The sequence below is a fragment of the Candidatus Frankia nodulisporulans genome (genome assembly GCF_902806475.1).
GTDB lineage: Bacteria > Actinomycetota > Actinomycetes > Frankiales > Frankiaceae > Frankia > Frankia umida.
In genome coordinates this window covers 1-315 of the sequence record NZ_CADCWS010000586.1, presented here as the reverse complement: position 1 = coordinate 315, position 315 = coordinate 1, and the positions used below count along the sequence as shown (strand labels likewise).

Genomic DNA, 315 nt, shown 5'->3' with positions numbered 1-315 from the left:
CCGTCTTCCAGGGCGGGAAGTCCACCGGCAGAGCTCGCCAGACGATCCCGTTGTGTGTCACGTACAGCAACGCGTCGATCATGTCACGGCGGTCGTGTTCCTCGGGCCGGCCGTCTTTCGATGGTGGTGGTAGCTGTGGTGCGAGCAGCGCCCATTCCTCGTCGGACAGATCAGACGGATACCGGGATGATCGCGTCATACATCAACCGTGAGCGCCGCCTTCCAAGCGGGCGCGCCGACACGCCGGAAAATCCGTGACAGACCACACGGAGACCACACCCATTCAAGATCCATACTTGCGCCACCAAGATTCGG

General features: G+C 61.9%; 1 protein-coding gene. It reads right to left on the bottom strand.

Features of this window, described 5'->3' with window-relative positions; all coding sequences use genetic code 11:
* Window positions 1-199: transposase (locus tag G6R24_RS21495; RefSeq protein ID WP_163550899.1), on the bottom strand; the 199-nt coding region annotated here is incomplete at its 3' end.
* Between the last annotated feature and the right edge of the window lie 116 nt (window positions 200-315).